The sequence below is a fragment of the Streptomyces sp. NBC_01497 genome, assembly GCF_036250695.1.
Lineage (GTDB): Bacteria > Actinomycetota > Actinomycetes > Streptomycetales > Streptomycetaceae > Streptomyces.
In genome coordinates this window covers 187,758-205,543 of record NZ_CP109427.1, presented here as the reverse complement: position 1 = coordinate 205,543, position 17,786 = coordinate 187,758, and the positions used below count along the sequence as shown (strand labels likewise).

Here is a 17,786-nt window from a genome sequence, read left to right as displayed (position 1 = left end):
GGTGGGCGGTCGGGGTGACGGCCTGTTCCGCTCTCACGGCGACCAATAATATAGCTTATAGAATATAGTGAGGGACCAAACGCGTGAACGCGATGCAGAAGGCGCCGCTGAACAGTCATGGGAGTCTCGCCCGCCTGGACCTGGCGGGCAGTAGCTTCCGTGTACACCGGCTCGACGCGGTCGCCGGCGCCGAGCGGTTGCCGATGAGCCTCAAGATCCTGCTGGAGAACCTGCTCCGGCACGAGGACGGCCGCACGGTGACGGCGGACCACATCGCGGCGCTCGTGGCCGGCCGGACCGGCGCGGTCCAGGACGTCGTATCCTTCTCGCCGTCGCGGGTGTTCCTGCACGACACCAACGGTGTCCCCGTGCTGACGGACATCGCCGCGCTGCGTGACGCGGTCGCCGAGGCGGGTGGCGACCCGCGACGTGTGAGTCCTCACATCCCCAGTCACCTGACCGTCGACCACTCCATCTCCACTGAGGTGTCCGGGCGAGCGGACGCGCTGCGCGTCAACGTCGAGATCGAGTACACGCGCAACGCGGAGCGGTACCGCTTCTTGAAGTGGGGCGGGCGACTGAGCGGTGTGCACGTCGTTCCGCCGGGCACCGGGATCATGCACCAGATCAACCTGGAGTACCTCGCGCAGGTCGTCCAGCGACGCGACGGATGGGCCTTCCCCGACACCTGCGTCGGCACGGACTCGCATACGACGATGGTGAACGCGCTCGGCGTGCTCGCCTGGGGCGTAGGCGGCGTCGAGGCCGAAGTCGCCCTGCTCGGACAGCCCCTGAGTATGGCTGTGCCGCCGGTGATCGGTGTCGAACTCGTGGGTGAGCTCTCTCCCGGTGTCACGGCGACCGATCTGGTGCTCACCATCGCCGAGACCCTGCGGGCACACGGAGTGGTCGGCAGGTTCGTCGAGTTCACCGGTAGGGCGATCAGCGGGATCCCCCTGGCCCACCGGGCGACGATCGCGAACATGTGCCCGGAATTCGGTGCCACCGCCGCCATGTTCCCGATCGACCGCGCGACGCTGGACTACCTGCGGCTGACCGGCCGTCGGCCCGATCACCTCACAGCGGTGGAGACGTACGCGAAGGAACAGGGGCTCTGGCACGAGCCCGGTCTCCGCCCGCGCTACGACGAGCGGCTGACCGTCGACCTCTCCTCGGTCACCGCGTCCCTCGCGGGGCCGCGGCGTCCACAGGACCGCGTCGGGCTGTCCTCGGTCGCCGCCAACGCATCGGCCGCGGTCCGGCAGATCAGGTCGAACCGGGGCGTGGGGCCCACGGGCGTCCCCGCGCTGTCGTCCGACGCGGTGGGACGAACGTCCACCCGGGTCGGGGACAGCGACGGGATCAAGGACGGCGCGATCGCCATCGCCGCGATCACCTCGTGCACCAACACGTCCAATCCGCACGTCATGATCGCGGCCGGCCTGCTCGCGCGCAACGCGCGGGCCCGTGGGCTCATGTCCAGACCGTGGGTGAAGACGAGCCTGGCACCCGGTTCGAAGACCGTCACGGACTACCTCGGGCGTGCGGGGCTGGCGCAGCCGCTCGACGAACTCGGCTTCCAGCTGGTCGGTTACGGCTGCATGACCTGCATCGGCAACTCCGGCCCGCTCCCGCCGGGCGTCGCGGAGGCGATCGAGGAACGGGACGTCGTCGTCGCGTCCGTGCTCTCGGGCAACCGGAACTTCGACGGACGGATCAACAACGACGTCTCGCTCAACTACCTGGCATCGCCCCCTCTGGTCGTCGCCTATGCCCTGGCCGGCTCCATCACGCACGACGTGGTGACCCAGCCCCTTGGCGTCGACACGGACGGTGTGCCCGTGATGCTCGCCGACCTGTGGCCGAGCGACGCCGAGATCGACGCGGTGGTGAACGCCCATCTCACCCCCCAACTGTTCAGTGACGCCTACGCCGACATCTTCGAGGGCGACGAGCGATGGGCCGCCGTACCCACTGCCCGCGGTGACCTGTTCGACTGGCCCGACGACTCGACGTACTTGCGCCGCCCGCCGTTCCTGGACGGCGTCACCGCGGAGGCGAGCCCACGGAGCGACATCGCCGGCGCCCGGACACTCGCCCTGCTGGGGGACTCGGTCACCACCGACCACATCAGCCCGGCCGGACGCATACCCGCGAGCAGCAGCGCGGGCCGCTATCTCTCCGGGCTCGGCGAGAGCGACCTGAACACCTATGCCTCCCGCCGCGGTAACTTCGAGGTCATGGTGCGCGGTGGCTTCGCCAACCCGCGGCTGCGCAACATGCTGACGAGCCGTCATGAAGGCGGTCTCACCGCCGACTTCACCCGGGACGGCGCAATCGTTCCCGTCTTCGAGGCGGCACAGTCGTACGCGGCCGCCGGGACTCCCCTGCTGGTCATCGCGGGCAAGGAGTACGGGACCGGATCCTCACGGGACTGGGCCGCGAAGGCGACCGCGCTGCTGAACGTCGACGCGGTCCTCGCGCGGTCCTTCGAGCGCATCCACCGTTCCAACCTGGTCCAGCTCGGCGTGCTGCCGTTGCAGTTCCCCGACGGAGCGAGCGCGGGGTCCTTCGGCCTCGACGGCACCGAGACCTTCGACATCGTCGGGATCAAAGAAGCGCTCCGGACACCCTCGTCCACGGTGACCGTACGGGTCCAGCCGCGGACCGCGGAGCGCGCCGCATTCGAGTTCGACGTCCGGGTGCGCCTGGACACCCCCCAGGAACTCGTCTACTACGCCCACGGTGGCGTCCTGCCCTACGTCTACCGCCGACTCCTGCGAGGGGACCTTGTCTGACCAGCGGGGCGGCACACGCCCGGCCGAGCCCGCCGCCGGCCCGGCGGCCGTCGTCGACACCCTTCTCCTCGGCTTCGCGCTCTCCTCGGACCAGGGGAGCATCGGGTTCTGCGGCGTCTACCTCGTCACCCGCGGGTCGCGGCGGATCCTCTTCGACTGCGCCCACGCCGGGCGCAGGCGGGCGCTGCATCGCGCCCTCGCCCAACGCGGTCTGACCGTCCGGGACATCGACACCCTGGTGCTCTCCCACGCGCATTACGACCACATCCAGAACGCCGACCTCTTCCCGCATGCCGACGTCCTGCTGCATCCGGCGGAGCTCGACCACCTCGCGGCCGTACCCCTCGACGACCCGGTGACTCCTCCTTGGTCAGGAGCGATTCTGCGGCCGCTGTCGGTCCGAGCGGCCATCGACGGCCTCGCCGTCGCCCCGGGAGTCACCGTCACCGGTCTGCCCGGGCACACCGCGGGTTCGATCGGCCTCACCGTCGAAACGGCCGCGGGTGCCGCGCTGTTGACGGGCGATGCCGTCTCGTCCGCGCGCGCACTGCGCTCCGGGCGCTGCACCGTGGTCTTGGCCGGGAAGGACGCCGCCGCGCGTTCCATGGAACACGTACGGGTGCACGCGGACCTCGTGTACCCCGGCCACGACCGGCCTTTCACGGTCGTGGCCGGGGCGCCCGGTCGCTACGTACTCCCGCGCGCGGACCTGGTCACGGCCCCGCCGGACTCCCTGACCGACAGACCCTCCGCGTCGCCCTGACGGCGGCGCGCACCGACCGGGGAAAGGAACCCTTCACCATGGCCATCAGGACGGACGGCACGAACGACTCAGCGGAGGGAGTCTTCGAGGAACGGGCACCGACGTTCTCACCCGAGAGCCTCAAAGAAGTGCTCAGCGAGCACTGGAACCTGACAGACCCGAGGCTGAGTCCGCTCGACGCCGAGCGCGACCTCAACCTCCTCGTCGACGGTCGGCTCGTCCTCAAGATCGCGAACCCTGCGGAGCAACCGGACGTCGTCGACATGGAGGTCCGGGCACGCGAACACGTTCTTGCCTCGGACCCCTCACTGCCCGTCCCGGCCTCCGTCGCGACGCGCGCGGGCACCCTGATCGCGGAGCTGCGGGACGACACCGGCCGGAGCTGCCTGGCCCGGCTGATCACGTTCCTTCCCGGCAGCACGCTGGAAGGCACAGCACTCGACCTCGGGCTCGCCGAGCAGGTCGGCGCTGTCGCGGGGCGTATGTCCGTCGCCCTGCAGGGCTTCTTCCACCCGGCGGCCGGACGCACGCTGATGTGGGACATCAGGCGTATGCCGGGTGTCGTGGCCGATTCGGGCATGAAGGACGCCCGGTGGCGCGACCTCGCGGCGAGAGTCGGCCCGGCACTGGAAGCCACCGGCACGCTGCCGTCCGGTGTCCAGCACGCCGATGTCACTCTCACCAATGTGCTGGCCGAGTCGGGCGCGGTCAGCGCGGTGATCGACTTCGGGGACATGCACCACACGGCGGCCGTCTGCGACCTGGCCGTCACTCTCACCTCCGTACTGCGCGGCACGATCGGCGACGACCTGGAGCAGCTCTGGCGGCTGACCGACGCGGTCCTGCGCGGCTATCAACGGCACCGCGCCCTCACCCCGGCGGAAGCATCCGTGCTCGGGGATCTCGTCATCGCCCGCCTGCTCACGACCTTGGCGGTGTCCACGGCGCGGCGCGGTCGCCACAGTGACAACTACCGCTACATCACGCAGTACGACCGGAACAGCGAGCACGTCCTCGGCCTCCTGAGCACACTCGGATCCGACGAACTCGCGGACCGTATGCAACGGCTGGCGGGGACCCGGCAGCCCGGGGACCACGCGGGGGACCGGAGCCTGCCCGGTCGGCGAGCCAGGTCCATGGGGGGCCCGCTGTCCCCCCTCTTCTACCGCGAACCGCTCGAACTGGTCCGCGGTCAGGGGCCGTGGCTGTACTCCGCAGACGGCACCCGCTACCTGGACGCGTACAACAACGTCGCCGTCGTCGGACACGCGCACCCCGCGGTCACCAACGCCGTGAGCAGCCAGATGGCCACGCTGAACACGCACTCCCGCTATCTGCACTCCGAGATAGTCGGCCTGGCGGAGCGCGTTCTGGAGACGATGCCGCCCGGACTGGACACCTGCCTGTTCACCGCCTCGGGCACCGAGGCGAACGAACTCGCCTGGCGCCTGGCGAGCGAGTACACCTCCGGTGACGCCGCGATCGTCGCGGAGCACGCCTTCCACGGTTCTTCGAAGTGGATGGCCGATCTGAGTTCCAACGAGTGGCCGCAGGGGTACCGGCCGCACCGTGTGGCGACGTATGAGGCGGCGCACGGGTCCGCGGCCGCACTGACCAGGTCCCTCGCCGTGGGACGCGTCGGGCGGGCCGCCGCGACGCTGCGCGCGGCGGGCGAACAGCCGGCGCTGGTTCTGGCCGACTCGCAGTTCACGTCCGAGGGGATCCTCGACGTGCCGCACGAGTTCCTCGCCGGTCTCCTCGACGGTGCCCACGCCGTCGATGCCCTGTACCTCGCTGACGAGGTGCAGTCGGGATACGGGCGCAGCGGTCCGCTGCTGTGGCGATTCGCCCGCGCGGGCATCACGCCCGACATCGTGACGCTCGGCAAGCCGATGGGCGCCGGGTATCCGATCGGCGCAGTGGTCACCCGGCGCGAGATCGCCGACGTACTGGCCGGGAAGTACGAGTACTTCTCGACGTTCGCCGCGACACCCGCCGCGGCGGCCGCCGGCCACGCCGTCCTCGACGTGCTCCAGCTGACCGGCCTGCCGGCGCAGGCGGTCGAGGTCGGCACACGGCTGCGCGAGCGGCTTCGTGAACTCGCCGCCGACGAGCCGCTGCTCGGCGAGGTCCGCGGTGTCGGGCTGCTCGCCGGCGTCGACGTCCGCTCCCGTGGCGGAGCGAGCTCGCGCGGGGTGGCGCAGTCCCTGCTGGAGAACCTCGTCGGCAGGGGTGTGCTCGCCGGTCTGACCGGCCCCCGCGGCGACGTACTGAAGGTGCGGCCGCCTCTGGTCTGGGAAGCGACTCACGTGGACCTGTTCATCGATCAGCTCCGCCAGTCCCTGGCTGAGCTGCGGGCCTGAGCCTCGTCGGAAAGCGACTGGGGCGCCGATTCCAGGGAAAGGAATCGGCGCCCCGGCGGCTCTGTGCGCGTCGCACCGCCTCGCGACCGCTTCGCTGCGCCTGTCACGCCTGTCCGTGTCCTCGGGCCGGCGGGTCACGCCTGCCCGAGTCGCGCTACAGGACCTGGGAGAGGAAGGACTGCAACCGCGGTGTCCCCGGGTCGGACAGCACCTGCCGGGCCTGGCCCTCCTCGGCGATGACTCCGCGGTCCATGAACAGGACCCGGTCCGCGACTTCGCGAGCGAAGTTCATCTCGTGCGTGACAATCAGCATCGTCATCCCGGAAGACGTGGCGAGGTCGCGGATGACGTCGAGCACGCCCTTGACCAGTTCGGGGTCGAGGGCCGAAGTGGCCTCGTCGAACAGCATGATGTCCGGTTCCATCGCCAACGACCTGGCGATGGCCACCCGTTGCTGCTGTCCACCGGAGAGGTTCCCCGGCCGTGCCGAAGCCAGCGCACGCAGTCCCACCTTGTCGAGCTGTTCCAGCGCCCGTTGCTCTGCCTCTTCCCGGGACATCTTGCGCACCTTGCGCAGGGCCACGGCGATGTTGCCCAGCGCGGTCATGTGCTGGAAGAGGTTGAAGTGCTGGAAGACCATGCCCGTCCGTGACCTGACGAGGTTGAGGTCGACCTTCGGATCGGTGATCGTCCGCCCGTGCAGGCGGATGGTTCCGGAGGTGGGCGGGGCAAGCAGGTTGACGCAGCGCAGCAGCGTGGACTTGCCTGAGCCGGAGGCGCCGATGAGGCACACGGTCTCACCCGAACCCACTGTCGCCGAGACACCCTTGAGGACCTCGACGCGGCCGAACGACTTGCGGATCTCCTGAAGCTCGATGGCGGGCGCATGGCTGTCCCCGGCCCGCGCATCGGCTTTCGTAGGGGACTGGATGACTTTCTCCATGGTCAGGCTCCTGGTTCGAATCCCACGCCGGCGGGCGTCAGCGGCTCGGTCATGTCCGGTGCGTCGTCGACCGTGGGGCGCTTGCCCTCCCGCAGGCGCCGGTCGAACCAGTTGACGAGGTGGGTGAGTGGCACGGTGAACACGATGTACACCAGGCCGGCGGCGACGAACGAGGAGGAGTTGTACGTGACCGACTGGGCCTGCTGGGCGATGAAGTACAGCTCGCGCTCGCCGACGGCGAGCCCGAGCAGGTAGACGAGTGAGCTCTCCTTGACGGCGATGATGAACTGGTTGGCCAGCGCCGGCAGCACGTTTCGGATGCCCTGCGGCACCACGATCAGCAAGAGGGTCGCCATGTGGCTCATGCCGAGGCTGCGCCCGGCTTCCGTCTGGCCGGTCGGCACGCTCTGGATCCCGGAGCGGAAGATCTCGGCGATGTAGGCCGCGTTGATGAGGCCTACGGCGAGAACCGCGTAGCCCAGGGGCGATTGGCCGAACGGCTTGATCCCCGCGGACGGCAGCCCGATGCCGATGAGGCTCACGGTGACGATCGCGGGCAGGCCGCGGAACACGTCGACGTAGATCCGGGCGGGGGTACGCAGCCACCAGCGCGCGGCGATGAGGAGCATCGCCAGGACGAGCCCGACGACGAGCCCGAGGAGCAGCGAGAGCGACGCGATGATGAGCATGTTGCGCAGGCCCTCACCGAGCAGGTCGGGCATGACCGCGAGTATCTGATGCAGATCAAAGAATGAATGGATGAAATCGCCCATGGAACAAGGTGTCCTTACCTCTTCTGTGGCGCAGTACCGGTTGCTGGTGGTGGGGGTCACCGCGTACGGGGTCACCGGGTACGGGTCACCGCGTACGGGCAGTCCCCGGAGGATATAGCCTATAAGCTCAAGAAGAAATGGTCGGTGCGGTCCTGTTCGGGCCGCCGGTTCGGGCGGCGGGGGACCGGTCGATCCACGACACCATAGGATGCAGCCCGTAGTGGACAGCTTGCCTTCGCTTGCCGGGCGGGCTCTGTATCCTGACCTTCACTACATCCGCCGGAGAAGAGAATGCCAGGTCGATGAGCGTCAATCCTCGTCCCGCCCTTACGAAGAACGCTTACGTCTACGAGGAGCTGCGCCGCCGCATTCTCGCCGGGGAACTGGAACAGGGCCAATCCATCTCGCAGGAGCAGCTCGCCGTCGAACTCGGCGTGAGCACGACGCCGCTGCGCGAGGCGCTGCGGCGGCTGGACGCCGAGGGGCTGGTCACGATCGACGCGCACCGGGACGCGCGGGTCACGAGGCTCACGGCCGAAGAGGCACGCAGCCTGTTCGAGGTCAGGGAGCGACTCGACCCGCTGGCCGCGAAGCTCGCGGCCAGCCGGCTGACCGATGCGGACAAGGCCGCCATAGAAGGGGCCCTCAAGGGCCTCGAACCGCTCAGCACCTCGACCGACTTGCAGTCCCTGCTGTTGCACCGGGCCTTTCACCGTAGTGTCTACACGGCGTCCCACAACCCGCTGCTGATGTCGCTGCTGGAGGGCCTCTGGGACAAGGCCGACCGTTACCGGCAGCTGCAGCTGAGCTCGAAGCCGGACTCCGCCGAAGACCAGGAACGGGTCAGGCAGGAGCACATCGAGATCGCGGAAGCGGTGATCGCCGGCGACGCCAGGACCGCCGAGAGGGTCATGAAGAAGCACGTGCGCGGCAGCCTCGGCGCCCACGTGTTCACCGCTCTGGAGTCCTGACCGCCCGCGGGTCACAGCACCGCGAGCGGGTTGGCGGGCGAACCTGTCCCGCCCTCGACGACCAGGGGGGACACGACGAACAGGAACTCGTACCGGCCCTCGGCGCGGCACACGTCGGCGAGTTGACGCAGTTCGCAGTTGTCCACGACGGCCAGCCCGTACGCGAAGACGGCACCGTGGACCGTCCAGGGAATCCCCCACTCGTTCGGGGTGTGGTCCAGCATGTCCCAGGCGAGCGCCGCACAGTCGTGGTCGCGCAGGAACGCCAGGCAGGAGGCGTGCAGCCCCGGTCGGCGTGGCGCGCCGAGTTCCGTGTGTCCGGTGCCCCAGGCGGGTTGCTCACGGTCCCAGCTGTCGCGTCCCGAGTAGACGACCACCGCGTCACCAGCGCCGAGGGTGACCCCTTGTGCCCGGGCGATCTCGTCGAGTTCGTCGCCGTGGACGGGCCGGCTCTGTGTCACGTACGGCTCACCACGGAAGGCCGGCACGTCGAGCAGCACGCCTCGGGTGAGGATCCCGCGACGCCAGTGGTCGATCGAACCCCACCGGCTGCCCCGCGACGTGAGTTCCACATCGGGATCCCTGCCCTGCCACATTCCCTGGTCGTCCCAGACGTGGCAGAGGGCGTCGACATGGGTGGACGCGATGCCGTGGTACTCGATCCCGTAGTAGTCGCCCGAGATTCCGCCCGCCCCTCGGGGCGTCTTCGTCGTGTAGTGCGCGGCCGGGCGCGGATTGCCTGCCTGCGGCCGGGTCGGGAAGGGCCGGCTCAGCGAGAGCGTCCGGCCCGTGCGCACCAGCCGCGCCGCCTCGACACGCTTGCGGTCCGTGATCAGGTTGACGGCGCCCATCTGGTCGTCGTCGCCCCAGCGGCGCCAGTTGCTCCGTCCGTGCAGCAGATCCTGGACCGCGTCCAGGTCCCAGTCGCTCGTCACGTCGTCCCTTTCTCCGCCAGGTGTCAGAACGCGGTCAGCACGTTCGTGAAGTGCGTGACCTCGGGGAGCCCGGAGAGGGTGCCGGCGATGAGCCGGCGCCACTCCTGGAACCGCGCCGAGTCCCGGAAGCCGGCGAGGTGGTCGTCCACCGTCTCCCAGCCCACGACGAGGCGGTACTCCAGTGGGTTCTCGTGCGCGTGGTCCAGCACGAGGGTCCGTGCCCCCTTCGACTGCTGGAACAGCGTGGCCGCCTTCGCGACCGCCGCCTCGAACTCGGCCTCCCTGCCCGGCTGTACGGTGATCCGGGCGACCTCGTGCACCACCGTCCCTGAGTCCGGGGCCCGTCCCTGGTGTTCCGCGTCGATGCGCGAGTGCTCACCGGAGCCGACGAGCGTCCTGGTCGCCTCGACGGAGGCGTAGGTCCAGAAGATCTTCATGGGTGTTGTGTCAGAGGCGTTCTCGAAGTGGTGCGGGATGTTCGCCGGCACGAAAGTGGTGTCGAAGACCTTCAGCGGTGTGCGTACTCCGTCGATGTCCACGACGGCGTCACCCTGGACGACCACCACTGATTCCGCGACGTTGTGGACGTGATGCCCGATCGCCGCACCGGGCTCGAAACTCGTGATGCCGTTGAGGAAGGCGGTCGCGCCCCGGGCGTTCGTCACCAGCGGCACCGTCCGCGCCCCGGCACCGCGGTCCGTGGCCGGGAGGTCGGCGGGCCGGAGGATGGACGGCCGCTGGTGGACGCCGGCGCTCACGCCGTCACCGCGGGACCGAACCAGAGGGTCTTCACGTTGACGAACTCCCTTATCCCGTAGCCGCCGAGCTCGCGGCCGTATCCCGACTTCTTGATCCCGCCGAACGGCAGACGGGGGTCCGAGGCCACCTGGCCGTTGACGAAGACGGCGCCGGCGTCGATGAGCCGGACGAGCCGCCGGGCTTCGTCGAGATCAGCGGTCCACAGTGCGGCGCCGAGGCCGAACTCGGTCCTGTTGGCCAGCTCGACCGCCTCCTCGGCGCCGCTGACCCGGGTCACCCCGGCCACCGGGCCGAACGTCTCCTCGGTGAACGCGGCCATCGCGGGGGTGACATGGTCGATGATCGTGGGCGGGTAGAAGAATCCCGGGCCCTCGACGCTCTGCCCGCCCAGCCGCAGGACCCCGCCTGCCGCTACGGTGCGCTGCACCTGGTCGTGGAGCGCTTCACGCAGGTCGCCCCGTGCCAGCGGCCCGATGTCCGTCGCATCATCCAGCGGGTCGCCGACCACGAGCGCACCGGCCTTGGCCACCAGGAGTTCCACGAACTCGTCCGCCACGCTCTCGTCCACGAGGAAGCGTTTGGCGTTGACGCAGCTCTGCCCGGTGGTGTTGAAGCGGGAGCGGACCGCCACCGTGGAAGCCTCGTCCAGGTCGGCGTCGGCGAGGACGATGAGCGGATCCGAGCCGCCAAGTTCCAGGACGTGCTTCTTCAGGTGGGCGCCGCACTGCGCGGCGACGATCGCACCCACCTGGGTGGAGCCGGTGAGGGTGACCGCCGCGATACGGTCGTCGGCGATCAGGCCGGCCACCGCTTCGGGCTCCACCAGCAGACTGGCGCACAGCCCTTCGGGCGCGCCTGCCCGCCGCACGATCTCCGCCAGCAGTGTCGCGCAGGCCGGCACGTTGCTCGCGTGCTTGAGGACCGTTCCGTTCCCCGCGGCCAGCGCCGGTGCGAGGAAGCGGAAGAACTGCCAGAACGGGTAGTTCCACGGCATGATCGCGAGCACGACGCCCAGGGGCTCGAAGACGACGGTGCTCTCGCTCGCGCCGGAAGGGACCGTCTCCGCCGCGAGATAGCGCTCGCCGTGCTCGGCGTAGTGGTCGAGTGTCCACGCAGACTTCTCGACCTCGGCACGGGCCTCCGTGATCGGTTTGCCCATCTCGCGCGTGATCAACCGGGCGAAGCTCTCCCGATCGGCGCGGAGCTCACGGGCGATCGCGCTCAGCAGCGGCAGCCGGCCGGCGATGGGTGTGGCACGCCAGCTCCGTTGCGCGGTGGCGGCGGCGGCCAGTGCCGCCTCGACCTGTGGGGGCGTGTGTGTGGCGTACTCGGCGTCCCGGACCTCGGTCGCCGGGTTGAGGGACAGGGGCATGCGTGGTCCTTTCGACGGGTGCTGGTGTGTTCAGTTCCGGCCGGGAGCGACCCGTACCTGGTCTCGCAGGCCGGCGACCACTGCGGCGCTGAACTCGGCTGTGCCGAGGCCTCCGCCGAGGTCGTGGGTACGGGAAGCCGGGTCGTCGAGCACTCGTTCCACAGCCGTTTCGATGTCCGCTGCCGCCGCGATCATGGCCTCGTTCCCGTCACGGCGGCCCCGCCAGTCGAGCAGCATCGCCGCGGAGAGGATGAGCGACGTGGGGTTGGCGACGCCGCGGCCCGCGATGTCGGGCGCGGAACCGTGCGCCGCCTGGGCGACCGCGATGTCGTGGCCCACGTTGAGCGAGCCGCCGAGTCCGAGGCTGCCCGAGAGCTCGGCCGCCTCGTCGGACAGGATGTCGCCGAACATGTTGGTGGTCACGATGACGTCGAAATCGTCCGGTCGCCGGATCAGCGCCGCGGCGGTGGCGTCGACGATCAGCTCGTCGAGCCGGACGTCGGGGAACCCGGCGGCGACCTTGCGCACCTCACGGAGGAAGAGTCCGTCCGAGAGCTTGAGGACGTTCGCCTTGTGTACCGCCGTGACCTTTCCGCGCCGGGCGCGTGCGAGCTCGAACGCGGTGCGGGCCACCCGCTCGCAGCCTCGCGCGGTGATCTTCCGGATGCTGAACGCGTTGTCCGCGTCCGGCATGAACTCACCGCTTCCCGCATACATGTTGCGATCGGAGTAGAAACCCTCGGTGTTCTCGCGGACGAGGACGATGTCCATCGGCGCACGCAGCCGGTGCAGGCCCGCCCGCGACCGGGAGGGCCGGATGTTCGCGAACAGCTCGAAGCGCACGCGGAGTTCCGCGGAGGGGTTGATTCCGCCCTCCTGGCGCGGCGGGTACTCGTAGTGCGACACGGGACCGAGAACCACCCCGCCGACTTCCGGGATCCGGTCGATCACGGCCTGTGGGAGCGTCGTCCCCTGCTGGGCGAGGCTGGCGAGCCCGATATCGGCCGTTTCGAAGGCGAGGCCGAGCCCGTACGCCCCGTCAGCCGCTTCGAGTACCTCCAGTGTCGGCGGGACGATCTCAGGGCCGATCCCGTCTCCGGGCAGAACGAGAACTTTCATGGCGGTGACAGCCTCTTTCCGAATGTCCGGTCCCGCGCGGTCGGGGGAAGTCCGGCGCTTGGCAGCGGGGTTCCGACGGCAGCAGGTCAACTGTTGGTATTTTGTAGGCGACTAGTACCATCCTGTCAACCGCATGTCGGCCAGGGAGTCACAACGTGCCGGGCCGCGACAGCCGGTGGGGGAGGGATGGTGGGCGAGCGGTGCGGGGCGGCCGATGATCGGGCCCGCACGTGCTTCTCCGCCCCCGTGCAACGGTCCGAAGTCGCCGGCGCGGCAGGGAACGCCGCAGTCGGACCCGGGCCACCGAGACGACAAGGGAGAACCTCGTTGAAGACCGTCGTTCTGTTCGGCGACAGCATGCTGGGACGATTCACGAAGAGCCGGATCGATCAGTTCGAGGACGAGGCCGTGACGGAAATCGTCGTCATCAACTGCGGGGCCGGCGGCTGGACCTGTCGCGACGGGGCGCGCCGGGTGGAGATGGTGGCCAGGATGGCTCCTGACGTCGTTGTGCTCTCCTTCGGGATGAACGACTGTGCCCCGGAGCGGCTCGTCGGCCTCGACGCCTTCGGCGCGTATCTCCGCTCGATCGTCGAGGCCTTCCCACGCGCCACGGTGCTGGGCTTCCTGCCGCCCTCGGTCATCGAGCAGGACGGGGTCGGACCGCGAGGGCGGACGAACACCGTGCTGGCGTCGTACCGGGACGTGCTGCGCGACGTCGTCGATTTGGGCCGTGCCGTGGAGACCGACGAGGTGCTGGCCCCGCTGGTGGCGGCGGGGGTGCCGACTCACGTGGACGGCATCCACCTCACCGACGAGGCCTACCGGCTGGTGATCAGGGCGCTCGCGCGGCTCGTCGACGCCTCCTGAGGGGTGGGGCGCCGGTGTGTCCCGGGGCCGAGAGCCCCCGGACGACGACCGGATCACGAAGTCGTTGACTGCCTTATTGCCTATAGCTTATAGTCACGCACCATCGTCGGGGCCCATCCAGGCAGTCCAAGGGAGAACCATGAACCGACTCACCGTGGGACGAGGCGTCAGTGTGCTTGCCGTCGCCGCTGTCATCGGGGCTGGCGTCACAGCCTGCGGCAGCAACTCGGACTCGACATCGACTTCGAGCGGGAGCGCCGACTACGGCCTCGTCCAGCCGGGAACCATCACCGCCGCCATCACGGCGGGCGACTACCCCTTCGTGTCCCCCGACGCCTCCGGCAAGCCGGTGGGGATGCTCGTCGACCTCAATGACACGATAGCCAAGCGCATGGGGCTCAAGATCGTCTACAAGACGACCACGGTCCAGGCCGGTCTGCCCGCGATGACCAGTGGTCAGTACGACATGATGTCGGTGGGCCTGGTGGCCAGCGCCGAGAGGAAGAAGAGCGTCGCTTTCACCAAGCCGATCTTCTGGGGACAGAACGTCGTCGTCGTGCCCGGGACGTCAAAGGCGAAGACGATCGCGGACTTCGCCGGCAAACGCGTCGGGAGCGGCGCCAACAGTACGCAGGCCGACTTCGCCAAGAAGAAGATGTCGTCCTCGGATCTCGTCTCGGAGGCCACCGACAGCGCCGGTGTCAGCCAGTTGCTCGCCGGCAACCTCGATGCGATGGTCCTGGGCTCGACCCACGTGGGCCAGATCATCAAGCAGCATCCCGGTAAGCTCAAGGTATCCCTGACCGAACCCCAGGACGAGCCCGGCGCGATGGCGGTCAACAAGAAGCTGACCACGTTCCTCGCGGCCTACAACAAGCAGTTGGCTTCTCTTGCCAACGACGGAACGTTCCTGAAGCTGTATCAGAAGTACTTCCCGGACCTGCCGTACCCGAAGCAGATGTACACGTACTGGCCCTCGATCCAGAAGCAGATCGAGAAGCAGGGCTGACGCGCGGCCCGCGTGTGTGATCCCGACAGGTGAACCTGGCGGGAATCGCCCGCGCCGGCGGCCTCCCGAGGGGGCGCCGGGGGAGACCGGCCCCGAGCAGTGCCCCTCGGCCCGGCGGGATAAGCACCCTGCGCCGTCCGATCCCCCAGGCCCGGCTATCACCCTACGGCGTCCGCCAGGGCCCCAACGGCGTCGTGATGCCCTCCCGCCGCCGAGAGTGTTGCGGCCGGTACGGAGCAGTCCCTCGACCACGGCGCGGCACAGGGCAACGCGGCCGCGCCTCGTACTCAGTGCCCACCGTCCGTGCCGGGGACGGCTTCCAGTCGGCCGGGCGAGGCGCGCCCCGGGAGCGACGTCCCGTCCGTGCCGGAGAACACGCACCCACCCCCATGCCGGATGCCTGTCCTCAGACGTGCGGTGTGAACGAAAGGAGTTCTCGTGCCGACATCGGCGAGTGCCATCGCTTCGGCGGAGGCCCACAGTGCGCACAACTACCATCCGCTGCCGGTCGTCGTCGCCTCGGCGCAGGGGGCGTGGATGACCGACATCGAGGGCCGTCGCTACCTCGACATGCTCGCCGGGTACTCGGCGCTCAACTTCGGCCACGGCAACAGGCGGCTGATCGACGCGGCCAAAGCGCAGCTGGAGCGGGTGACGCTGACGTCGAGAGCCTTCCACCACGACCGCTTCGCGGACTTCTGCACGCGGCTGGCCGAGCTGTGCGGCATGGAGATGGTCCTGCCGATGAACACCGGTGCCGAGGCGGTCGAAACCGCCGTGAAGACCGCGCGCAAGTGGGGTTACCGGGTCAAGGGCGTGCCCGACGGCCAAGCAAAGATCATCGTCGCGGGCAACAATTTCCACGGCCGTACGACCACGATCGTCAGCTTCTCGACGGACCAGGAGGCCCGGGCCGACTACGGTCCCTATACTCCCGGTTTCGAGATCGTTCCCTACGGGGACCTCGCGGCGCTCGAAGCGGCGATGACCGACGACACTGTGGCAGTGCTACTCGAACCCATCCAGGGCGAGGCGGGCGTACTGGTCCCGCAGAGCGGATATCTGGCCGGGGTGCGCGAACTGACCCGCGCCCGTGACGTGCTGTTCATCGCGGACGAGATCCAGTCGGGCCTCGGGCGCACCGGGCGGACCTTCGCCTGCGAGCACGAGGGCGTGGTCCCCGACATGTACATCCTCGGCAAAGCCCTCGGTGGTGGGGTGGTGCCGGTGTCAGCCGTGGTGTCGTCGGCGGCGGTACTCGGCGTCTTCGCACCCGGCGAGCACGGTTCGACGTTCGGCGGCAACCCACTCGCCTGCGCGGTGGCCCTGGAGGTCATCGCGATGCTCGACACCGGAGAGTTCCAGCAGCGAGCCGCGGAGCTGGGCGAGCACCTGCACCATGAACTGGGGCTGCTGGTCGGCGGCGGAGCGGTTCAGGCGGTGCGCGGCCGCGGCCTGTGGGCCGGCGTCGACATCACGCCCTCCCACGGCACCGGCCGCGAGATCTCCGAACGCCTGATGACGCGAGGTGTGCTGGTGAAGGACACCCACGGCTCGACCATCCGCCTCGCCCCGCCCCTGGTGATCAGCAAGGAAGACCTGGACTGGGGACTCGACCGCCTGCGAGCGGCACTCGCCGCCTGACTCGTTGCCGCCGGCCACTCGGCGCGGGGACCTGGTGCGGTCCCGGGCGCCGTGGTCTGGGTGTCCGCCCCACCACCGTGTCACCACCCGCCGGACAGGTCCGACCGCCTGCCCTTCCCGAAACCGGTCGTACCCGCCCCCGTACAGCGGGCGTTCCCGTACTCAACCCTGTGGCTCACTTCTGAGGAGGCCCGGCCGTTGATGTCCCAGCAGATCGCCCATGCCGTGCTGGCCAACGCAGCCAACCCGACCCCTGAACTCTGGCGGATCATCACCAAGATGACCTACTTCGCCGGTCTCATCGGGACCATCGGGGTCTGCATGCTCTACCTGATCGTGTTGCGGCCGGTGTTGCGCAGGCCGTCAGTGGCACCGTCCGACCGCACCGCGCTCGAACGCCGGGCGGGGATCTTCCTCGCCCTCATCGGCACCTGGTTCCTGGTGGCGCTCTATTTCCAGATCGCGGGGAAGGCGTCCCGGGTCAAGGGGAAGGAGCTTCCCTACAGCGTGGGCCTGCGGCCCAGCTCGATCTGGCACTACGTGCGGGTGCCGGCCAACCCGGGTGAGTGGGTGGCAAGCGGGACGCTGACACTGGTCCAGTACCTGATGTGGGCGCTCTCCGCGGTGGTGCTGATGCTGCTCTGGTCGCCGCGGATCCGCGCCCGTACCACCGCGGTCGTGTGGGCGGGCCTGGTGCTCGTCTTTGCCGCCTACCAGGTGACGCTGCTGCCGACCGATTTCCGCAAGGAGACCTCCTTCGCCGTCGTCGACTCGTTGCTGGACCACCTGCATGTGTTCGCCATCTCCACGTGGGTCGGCGGCATTACCGGCCTGGTGGTGCTGGCCGCGGCCCGGCGCCGGCTCACCCCGGCGGCGGGTACGACCTGGGCCCAGCTGTGGACCCGGTTCAGCACACTCGCGCTGTTCGCCGTCGGGTGCGTGCTGATCACCGGGCTCTTCCTGGCCTGGACGTACATCGGCAGTCCGGGCGAACTGCTCAGTACCAGCTTCGGGCGCTTCCTGCTGGTCAAGGTCTCACTGGTGGCCACGATGATCCTGGTCGGCGGGGTGAACGAGTTCCTGATGATGCCCCGGATCGCCAGGGCGCGTGCCAGGGGGGAGGAAGGCTCGGTGTTCCGTCTGGCGCTGCGGGCCTTCCCCGCACTGGTCGGGGTCGAGGTCGCACTCGCGGTGGGCGTGCTCTTCGTGCTCGCCTTCCTGACGGGCTCGTCCCGCGACGAGGCCGGCGACCCCGATCCGACGCTCAGCGGCGGGATCTTCGCCATCGGCGTGCTGCTGGTGGTGATGCTGGCGGTCTCGTTCGTGGCGACCGCGAAGCTGTCCGAACGCCTCTCGCGGCCGGCGTCGGCCGAGGCGGAGTCCGAGACGCCGGTGACGTCGCGGTCCTGAGGACCGGCGGCGCGCCGTGGTGCCCCTCGCCTCGCAACCGGGTACTCCTCGACCCGG

General features: G+C 69.3%; 14 protein-coding genes. 8 read left to right on the top strand and 6 right to left on the bottom strand.

The features are described from left to right. Window positions 1-92: 92 nt before the first annotated feature. From acnA to OG310_RS00975, 3 genes are read left to right on the top strand one after another with little or no spacing between them, the layout of a single operon-like run. The gene (gene acnA / locus OG310_RS00985) at window positions 93-2,798 is read left to right on the top strand and encodes an aconitate hydratase AcnA (RefSeq protein WP_329459978.1); all 2,706 of its coding nucleotides are present in this window, start codon (window positions 93-95) and stop codon (window positions 2,796-2,798) included. Then, window positions 2,791-3,561 carry an MBL fold metallo-hydrolase gene (locus OG310_RS00980; RefSeq protein ID WP_329453947.1) on the top strand — a complete coding sequence of 257 codons (771 nt, stop codon included), beginning with the start codon at window positions 2,791-2,793 and terminating at the stop codon, window positions 3,559-3,561. The genes acnA and OG310_RS00980 overlap by 8 nt, the downstream gene beginning before the upstream one ends. Window positions 3,562-3,599: 38 nt before the next feature. Then, complete coding sequence (locus tag OG310_RS00975; protein ID WP_329453946.1) at window positions 3,600-5,924, top strand: aminotransferase class III-fold pyridoxal phosphate-dependent enzyme; 2,325 nt, start codon at window positions 3,600-3,602, stop codon at window positions 5,922-5,924. 154 nt (window positions 5,925-6,078) lie between these two features. Here the strand turns inward: OG310_RS00975 and OG310_RS00970 are convergent, their stop codons facing one another. Continuing rightward, window positions 6,079-6,867, bottom strand: coding sequence for an amino acid ABC transporter ATP-binding protein (locus tag OG310_RS00970; RefSeq protein ID WP_329453945.1), 789 nt, complete (start codon window positions 6,865-6,867; stop codon window positions 6,079-6,081). 2 nt (window positions 6,868-6,869) lie between these two features. Beyond that, entirely contained in the window at window positions 6,870-7,589 is a 720-nt protein-coding gene (locus tag OG310_RS00965) for an amino acid ABC transporter permease (RefSeq protein WP_329453944.1), read from the bottom strand. Between the two features lie 353 nt (window positions 7,590-7,942). Here OG310_RS00965 and OG310_RS00960 point away from each other — a divergent pair, with 353 nt between their 5' ends. After that, on the top strand, window positions 7,943-8,611 hold the full coding sequence (locus OG310_RS00960; protein ID WP_329453943.1) for a GntR family transcriptional regulator: 669 nt from the start codon (window positions 7,943-7,945) through the stop codon (window positions 8,609-8,611). An 11-nt stretch (window positions 8,612-8,622) separates the two neighbouring features. Here the strand turns inward: OG310_RS00960 and OG310_RS00955 are convergent, their stop codons facing one another. The 4 genes from OG310_RS00955 to OG310_RS00940 are packed head-to-tail and all read right to left on the bottom strand — an operon-like array spanning window position 8,623 to window position 12,796. Continuing rightward, window positions 8,623-9,546, bottom strand: coding sequence for a cyclase family protein (locus tag OG310_RS00955; RefSeq protein WP_329453942.1), 924 nt, complete (start codon window positions 9,544-9,546; stop codon window positions 8,623-8,625). Between the two features lie 23 nt (window positions 9,547-9,569). Then, window positions 9,570-10,304: a cupin domain-containing protein gene (locus OG310_RS00950; RefSeq protein WP_329453941.1), complete on the bottom strand. Its 735-nt coding sequence runs from the start codon at window positions 10,302-10,304 to the stop codon at window positions 9,570-9,572. Beyond that, window positions 10,301-11,677 (bottom strand): NAD-dependent succinate-semialdehyde dehydrogenase, encoded by a 1,377-nt coding sequence (locus OG310_RS00945; RefSeq protein WP_329453940.1) that lies wholly within the window; start codon window positions 11,675-11,677, stop codon window positions 10,301-10,303. Before OG310_RS00945 ends, OG310_RS00950 begins: the two co-directional genes overlap by 4 nt. 30 nt (window positions 11,678-11,707) lie before the next feature. Continuing rightward, complete coding sequence (locus OG310_RS00940) at window positions 11,708-12,796, bottom strand: isocitrate/isopropylmalate dehydrogenase family protein (RefSeq protein ID WP_329453939.1); 1,089 nt, start codon at window positions 12,794-12,796, stop codon at window positions 11,708-11,710. Between the two features lie 327 nt (window positions 12,797-13,123). Here OG310_RS00940 and OG310_RS00935 point away from each other — a divergent pair, with 327 nt between their 5' ends. From OG310_RS00935 to OG310_RS00920, 4 genes are all read left to right on the top strand, one after another. Continuing rightward, entirely contained in the window at window positions 13,124-13,666 is a 543-nt protein-coding gene (locus OG310_RS00935) for an SGNH/GDSL hydrolase family protein (protein WP_329453938.1), read from the top strand. Window positions 13,667-13,805: 139 nt separating this feature from the next. Continuing rightward, window positions 13,806-14,675: a substrate-binding periplasmic protein gene (locus OG310_RS00930; RefSeq protein ID WP_329453937.1), complete on the top strand. Its 870-nt coding sequence runs from the start codon at window positions 13,806-13,808 to the stop codon at window positions 14,673-14,675. Between the two features lie 438 nt (window positions 14,676-15,113). Continuing rightward, entirely contained in the window at window positions 15,114-16,319 is a 1,206-nt protein-coding gene (gene rocD / locus OG310_RS00925) for an ornithine--oxo-acid transaminase (protein WP_329453936.1), read from the top strand. A gap of 201 nt (window positions 16,320-16,520) precedes the next feature. Then, complete coding sequence (locus tag OG310_RS00920; protein WP_329453935.1) at window positions 16,521-17,729, top strand: copper resistance D family protein; 1,209 nt, start codon at window positions 16,521-16,523, stop codon at window positions 17,727-17,729. The last annotated feature ends 57 nt before the right edge of the window (window positions 17,730-17,786 follow it).

Excerpts from the sequence above, each read along its gene's own strand:
- OG310_RS00965 (WP_329453944.1), bottom strand. The coding sequence starts at position 7,589 with ATGCCCGACCTGCTCGGTGAGGGCCTGCGCAACATGCTCATCATCGCG.
- OG310_RS00960 (WP_329453943.1), top strand. The coding sequence starts at position 7,943 with ATGAGCGTCAATCCTCGTCCCGCCCTTACGAAGAACGCTTACGTCTAC.
- OG310_RS00930 (WP_329453937.1), top strand. The coding sequence starts at position 13,806 with ATGAACCGACTCACCGTGGGACGAGGCGTCAGTGTGCTTGCCGTCGCC.
- OG310_RS00940 (WP_329453939.1), bottom strand. The coding sequence starts at position 12,796 with ATGAAAGTTCTCGTTCTGCCCGGAGACGGGATCGGCCCTGAGATCGTC.
- OG310_RS00920 (WP_329453935.1), top strand. The coding sequence starts at position 16,521 with ATGTCCCAGCAGATCGCCCATGCCGTGCTGGCCAACGCAGCCAACCCG.
- acnA (WP_329459978.1), top strand. The coding sequence starts at position 93 with ATGCAGAAGGCGCCGCTGAACAGTCATGGGAGTCTCGCCCGCCTGGAC.
- OG310_RS00945 (WP_329453940.1), bottom strand. The coding sequence starts at position 11,677 with ATGCCCCTGTCCCTCAACCCGGCGACCGAGGTCCGGGACGCCGAGTAC.
- OG310_RS00970 (WP_329453945.1), bottom strand. The coding sequence starts at position 6,867 with ATGGAGAAAGTCATCCAGTCCCCTACGAAAGCCGATGCGCGGGCCGGG.
- OG310_RS00975 (WP_329453946.1), top strand. The coding sequence starts at position 3,600 with ATGGCCATCAGGACGGACGGCACGAACGACTCAGCGGAGGGAGTCTTC.